Raw genomic sequence first — 6,402 nt, 5'->3', positions numbered from 1 at the left:
CACGAGCGGCTCATGCGGCTCGCGGTCGAGCAGGGACGGCGCAACCCCCTTTACCCGTTCGGCGCCGTGGTCGCGGACGCGCGCTCGGGTGACCTGCTGGCCGCGGCGGTCAACGACGCGGGGGCCGATCCGACCCTGCACGGGGAGATCACGGCGATGCGCGCCTACGTGGCCCGCCACGGGAACGGGGGGTGGGACGCCGTGGCCCTCTACAGCACCGGTGAGCCCTGCGCGATGTGCATGGCGGCGATCGCCTGGGCGGGCGTGGCCCAGGTGGTCTGGGGCAGCTCGATCCCCACCCTGCGCCGCACCGGCATCCCGCAGATCTCCCTGCGCGCCCACGAGGTGGCCCGGTCCGCCGCCTCCTTCCACCGGCCCGAGCTGCTGCTCGGCGGTGTCCTCGAGGCCGAGACGGACGCGCTCTTCGAGGAGGCCCGGCGCCGCCGCGAAGCAGCGGCCCGGCCCTGACGGATGGGGGATGCCGGGGATCGCGCCCCGTCAGCCCCCCGTGGCCAGGCACCGGTGCACCAGCTCGAGGGCACGTCCCGTCACGGACTCGAGAGGAGCGCCCTGCTCGACGGCGGACAGGGCGGAGTGCAGCATGCCCGCGATCAGGTCCGCGGTGAGTTCGGGGTCGGGCACGCCGATGTCCCGCACGGCGGCCCGGAAGGGAGCGACCTGCCGCAGGTGCAGCTCCATCAGCCGTTCCCGGCAGGCCGGATGGAGGTCCGCGCCCATGAGCGCGGCGGCGGGCCGGTGGGCGCCCTCCGCGCCCAGTCGCAGACTCTCCCTGAAGTAGGCCTCCACGCGTTCCACCGGTCCGGTCGCATCCGCCATCGCACGGGCGAGGGCCTCGTCGGACCGGCGGAAAGCCTCCTCGACGATGGTCGCCAGGAGGGCCGCCGACGAGTCGAAGTACTGGTACACGCTGGAGCGCGCCAGGCTCGCGCGGGCGCCGACCGCCGCGGGGGTCACGGCGGCGGCGCCCTCGCTCACCAGGATGTCGATGGCTGCCTGGATCAACGCCTCGCGCTGACGGGCGCGGTGCTCGGCGACGGTGGCGGCGTTGATCTTGGGCATGCGGGCGGACTCCGGGATGGTGGACGGTCCGGGTGTCGCGAGCCGGCCCGCCGCCCCGGTCAGGACAGGCGACCGTCGACCATCTCGTACACCCGGTCGGCGTGGTCCATTATCGCCGTGTCGTGGGTGACCATGACCGTCGCCGTCCCGTGCTCGCGGGTCTGCTCGGCGATCAGCCGCACGGCCTCGGCCGAACGGGCCCGGTCCAGCGCCGAGGTGGGTTCGTCGACCAGGAGCACCGCGGGGGAGGTCATCAGCGCGCGCGCCAGGCCCGCGCGCTGGCGCTCGCCCCCGGAGAGCTGGTGAGGCCGGGAACCGGCGCGGTGCGAGAGGCCGACCGCCTCGATGAGCTCGTCCGCCCGTGCGCGGGCCGCCGCGTCGAGCCGCCCGTCGATGTGCAGCGGCAGCAGCAGTTGTTCCCGCACGGTCAGCGAACTCAGCAGGTTCGACTGCTGGAAGACGAAGCCGATGTGCCGGCGGCGTGCCGCGGTGCGCCGCTTGTCCGGGAGGGACGTCAGCTCGGCACCGGCCACGGCGACGGTCCCGGACGTGGGCCTCTGCAGACCGCCGGCGACGGCGAGGAGACTGGACTTGCCCGAGCCGGAGGGGCCGACGACGGCGGCGAACTCCCCGGGGGCGACCCGCAGGGTGACGCGGTCGAGGGCGGTGACGGCCGTGTCGCCGTCCCCGTGGACCAGCGTGACGTCGAGCAGGCGCAGGCCTTCGGCCGTGGAGTCCGCGGCGGCGGTGGAGCCGGGGGAGGGGACGGTCGTCATCGGGTGGCTCCCAGGGCGATCAGAGGGTCGACGGCGGTGATGCGGCGTACGGCGACGGCGGCGCCCGCGGCTCCGAGGCCGATCAGGAGCCCGGCGGAGGTGGCGACCGCGGGGGCGGAGAGGGAGAAGGGCGCCTTGCCGGTCATCGCGCTCCCCAGGGCCAGCCCGACGGCCGTGCCGACGGCCGTGGCGGTCACCAGGACCACGACGACCTGGGCGAGGGCGTCCCGCAGGATGTACCGCGTGGGCGCGCCGAGCGCCTTCAGCAGGGCGATCTCGGCCTTGCGCTGCACGGTCCACACGGTGAAGAACGCACCGATGACGAGCGCCGAGATGGCGTACAGGAAGCCCTTGATCAACGCCATGGTGCTCGACTCCGCCGCGTAGCCGGGTGAGGCGTCGAAGGCCGACTCCTTGGTGTCGGCGCGCGTGCCGGTCGCCCTCTCCACCGCGGTCACGTCGGCGTCCGGCTCCAGGACCAGCGCCACGGCGGTGGCCTGCTCGCCCGCCGCCTCGGGAAGTTCCTCGGGCAGGCCGTAGTGCAGGTGGCGCCAGGTGTCCAGGTCCGCGTAGACCACGCCGATGTGGCCGTAGGACACGGGCTCGTCGACCAGGCCGACGACCTCCAGGCGCACCTCGCTCCGGTCCGCGGTCAGCACGTCGCCGATACGGACGCCCAGGTCGGCGATCTCCCGGGTGATGACGATGCCTTCGCCGCCGTCCGCCAGGGATCTCCCCTCGCTGGGCGTCGGCGCCATGGGGGAGTCCGGAGCCATGCCGAACACCGCCAGGTTGATCTGCTCGCCCTCCTCCGCGCCCGCGGTCACCTGGGCGTTGACGAGGGTGTTGCCGAACGGCTCCGCCCGCTCCACGCCGGGGGCGCCGGACCACGCCTCCCAGTCCTCGGCCTCCACGGACGACCGGGAGAACTGCTCGCTGGTCGCCTTCTCGTCGAAGGCCAGGTGGGACACGGGCAGGGCGCGCAGACCGGAGATGCCGGCGTCGGCCAGTCCGGAGGCCAGTCCGGACAGCAGGACGCCGAGCACGGCGATCAGCGCGACCACGGCCCCCATCAGGAGGAAACGACCGCGGGCGAAGCGCAGGTCGCGTAGGGCGAGGAACACAGGGATCTCCACGGAGCAGGAGGTGACAGGAGGTGAGGGGCAGCACTGCGCCGCGGCACGGCGCAGCGGCGCTTTGCCGAAACTTGACGACAGCAGTGTCAGCATCATAGACGCTTTTCTCGACACTACTGTCGGCAACCTGTCGTCCGCCCGTCCCGGGCCCGCCTCACGGCAGGATCTCGACGTACCCCTCGGTTCCGTGCACGCGGATGTGCTGGCCGTCCCGGATCAGCCGGGTGGCCTCCTCCACGGCGACCACGGCCGGCAGTCCGTACTCCCGGGCGATCACCGCGCCGTGGGTCATCAGGCCCCCCACCTCCGTCACGAGACCCGCGATCCCGACGAACAGCGGGGACCAGCTGGGGTCGGTGAAGGCCGTGACCAGGATGTCGCCCGCGGCGAGGTCGGCGTCCGCCATGTCGAGGACGACGCGCGCCCGCCCCTCGACGGTCCCGGTGGACACCGGCAGGCCGACCAGGGCGCCGGCCGGGACGTCGTCGCGCCGGTAGGTCCCGGTGACCGCCTCGCCGTCCGAGGTCAGTACCCGGGGCGGGGTGAGCGCGTGGTACGACCGGAACGCCTCCTTGCGCCGCCGCACCAGCTCCTCGTCCACCCGGTGGGTGCGCACGGCGTCGTGGAACTCCTGGAACGTGAGGTGGAAGACGTCCTCCCGCTCGGGCAGCACACCGGCCCGCACCAGCCGCCCGGCCTCCGCCATCAGCGCCTGCTTGTAGAGGAAGTAGCGGCTGACGATGTCGTACTTGGGATACTCCCGGTACCCGATGAAGGTCCTGACCCGGTCGATCATCCGCTTCGTCTCCTCGGCCCGGCGGTCACCGTCCGGCAGGCGCCGCAGACGCGCGAGGACCTCCTGTTCCTTGTGCAGGGCCCTCAGCCGCCCTTCCTCGAAGCGCCGCCCGGCGGCGCCGGGAGCGAAGTTGCGGACGTTGTCGAGCAGCGCGGGCACCAGCGTGGCGGGGCGCTCGCGCCACCGCGGCCTCGTGATGTCGATCTCGCCGGCGCAGCGCATGCCGAACCGGTCGAGGTAGGCGTCCAGGGCGTCGCGTGCCTCGGTGCCGCCCGGGAGCTCCGCCAGCTCGTCCAGGAAGTCCTCGTCCCCCACACCCCGCAGGAAGGACACCACCTCCGGGTGCGGGCGGACCACGTCCGCGACGTCGAGCAGCGCCAGGCCCATCTCCGAGGTGATGTTGCCGGGGGCCGACAGGGTCAGGGTGTCGGCCACGTTCTTCTCGCCCAGCCACTCCCGCAGCGTGTCGTTGAGCCACCGCGTGGCCTCCATCCCCGCCATGAGCACCTGATGGCTGAGCGGGTCGCCGAGAACCCTTCTGTGCTCCGCGAACGCCTCCAGCAGGAAGTCGAACAGGGCCGGCCCGCTCTTCGTCCGGAGATCGCGCTCCAGAGCCGCGAGGGACGCCTCGCTGCGGCCGATCAGCTCGGCGACGACGGCCGGATCGGTCGCGACCGGCGCGGGCGGTGCGCCCGCCGGCGGTCCCGCGGGCGGCGCGTCCGGGAGCGAGGGCACGAAGCCGTCCCGCTCGAGGACGGTTTCCAGGGCGTCCCTGATCAGGGGGTCACCGGACCCCATGGCCTCCAGGAGGGCGGCGCGGCCCGCCGGAGAGGCCAGCCGCCGGGTGACGTCGACGAACAGCCTTCCGCCGGCCTCCGTCATCGGCACCATGGCCGTCATCCGCCACATGGAGTGCCCCAGTGCCCTCATCGGGTCGGTCATCATCTGCCCGTGACCGACCGAGACGTAGACGTGGTTCTCCCGGTCGCCGGCCTCGGGGACGGGGAACAGCGTGGTGACCGGCCGGCTCTGCACGATGTGGAAGCCATCGTCGGCCAGGCACCATTCGATGTCCTGGGGGCGGCCGAAGTGCGCCTCGACGCGCCGTCCGAGTGCCACCAGGCGCACCGCCTGCGCGTCCGTCAGGGCCGGTTCCTCCTGCCGCCCGGGATCGATCCCGGTCTCCCGCGTGCCGCCGCCCGGCAGGGCGTGCACGGCGCGGCGCTTGGCGTTGACCGTCCGGGCGACGACCTCGCCGTCGCGGACCGTGAAGACGTCCGGGTTCACCAGACCGGAGACCAGGGCCTCACCGAGGCCGAACCCCGCGTCCACGACGGCGGTCCTCCGGTTCCCCGTGACGGGGTCGGCGGTGAACAGGACGCCGGACGCGCTCGGGACGACCATGCGCTGCACGACCACCGCCATGTGGACCGCGCGGTGGTCGACGCCGTTGCGCCGACGGTAGGTCACGGCCCGCTCGGTGAAGAGCGAGGCCCAGCAGCGGACGACGTGCCGCAGGACCGCCGCCGGCCCCACGACGTTCAGGTACGTGTCCTGCTGGCCGGCGAAGGACGCCGTCGGCAGGTCCTCGGCCGTCGCGCTGGACCGGACGGCGTAGGCGGCCCGGTCCCCGTACCGGGCGAGCGCGCCGGTGATCCGAGCCGCGACCGCGTCCGGGACGGCGATCCGCCCGATGCTCCCGCGGATCTCCGCGGCGAGGGCCCTGACCGCCTCCCGGTCCTCCGGGTCCACCCGTGACAGCCGGGCGATCCGGTCGCCGATCGACGGCTCCCGCGCCACGGCCCGCCGGAAGGCGTCCGTCGTGACGCAGAAGCCGTCCGGCACGCGGACGCCCTCGATCCGGGTCAGCGCGCCCAGATTCGCGCCCTTGCCGCCGACGGCCGGCACCTGCGCCGCGTCGACGGCTCGTAGATCCAGCACGTACTGCTCGGTCACTGCGACACCTCCGGAACCACCGCGCCCCGCACGGCGGTTGTCGATCGAATCACCGGATTCTGAGGCCTCACCCGGGCCTTGCGGCAAGCCCCCGGGTGCGCTATACGTTGAGCATGGCAAGGAGACCGCTCTCCTTGCCTTTCCCTTTGCCCTCGCCGCCCCACGCGGACCTCGCACCACACGGATGCCGGGCAGAGCTCCCCCGAGGCGGAAGGGCGACATGCGGACGATCACGGTGGAGCAGCGGCGGGCGCGGCTGGGGCTACGGCACCTCCTGACACCCGGGGCCCGGGCCGCGGACCCGGCCGAGGCCGCCCGGTCCGTGGTGGCGCTGCACGGCACCGACCCGTCGTCGGTCCACCTCTCCTGCTGGGCGCGGACCACCGCCTGCGGCGTGGCCGAGGTGGAGCGGGCCCTCTACGACGACCGGACGCTGATCCGGCTGCTGGCCATGCGGCGGACGGTCTTCGTCACCACCCTGGACCGGGCCGCCGTCCTCCAGGCCGCCTGCTCCCGGGACGTCGCGGCGAGGGAACGGCGGAAGCTGGTCACGATGCTCGCCGAGTCGGGTCTCGGCGACGGCACGGAACCCGGCGCCGAGCACTGGCTCGCCGGAGCCGAGGCGGCCGCGCTCGCCTCGCTGGAGGCCCGAGGCGAG

The 6,402-nt window shown here is 73.7% G+C and carries 6 protein-coding genes; 2 read left to right on the top strand and 4 right to left on the bottom strand.

Annotated features, from left to right (window positions below; genetic code table 11):
* On the top strand, positions 1–468 hold a 468-nt coding region (locus HW445_RS15125; protein ID WP_257231079.1), incomplete at its 5' end, for a nucleoside deaminase.
* Between the two features lie 30 nt (positions 469–498).
* Here the strand turns inward: HW445_RS15125 and HW445_RS15120 are convergent.
* From HW445_RS15120 to rph, 4 genes are all read right to left on the bottom strand, one after another.
* Entirely contained in the window at positions 499–1,080 is a 582-nt protein-coding gene (locus HW445_RS15120; RefSeq protein WP_180221537.1) for a TetR/AcrR family transcriptional regulator, read from the bottom strand.
* Positions 1,081–1,139: 59 nt separating this feature from the next.
* Positions 1,140–1,856: an ABC transporter ATP-binding protein gene (locus HW445_RS15115; RefSeq protein WP_180221536.1), complete on the bottom strand. Its 717-nt coding sequence runs from the start codon at positions 1,854–1,856 to the stop codon at positions 1,140–1,142.
* Entirely contained in the window at positions 1,853–2,980 is a 1,128-nt protein-coding gene (locus tag HW445_RS15110; protein WP_180221540.1) for an ABC transporter permease, read from the bottom strand. The genes HW445_RS15115 and HW445_RS15110 overlap by 4 nt, the downstream gene beginning before the upstream one ends.
* A gap of 166 nt (positions 2,981–3,146) precedes the next feature.
* Positions 3,147–5,744 carry a rifamycin-inactivating phosphotransferase gene (gene rph / locus HW445_RS15105; protein WP_180221535.1) on the bottom strand — a complete coding sequence of 866 codons (2,598 nt, stop codon included), beginning with the start codon at positions 5,742–5,744 and terminating at the stop codon, positions 3,147–3,149.
* 220 nt (positions 5,745–5,964) lie between these two features.
* Between rph and HW445_RS15100 the strand changes: the two genes are divergently transcribed.
* On the top strand, positions 5,965–6,402 hold a 438-nt coding region (locus tag HW445_RS15100; protein WP_218957008.1), incomplete at its 3' end, for a DNA glycosylase AlkZ-like family protein.

Source organism: Streptomyces sp. UH6 (assembly GCF_013421635.1).
GTDB lineage: Bacteria > Actinomycetota > Actinomycetes > Streptomycetales > Streptomycetaceae > Streptomyces > Streptomyces abyssomicinicus.
This window is presented reverse-complemented; position numbering and strand designations above follow the sequence as displayed.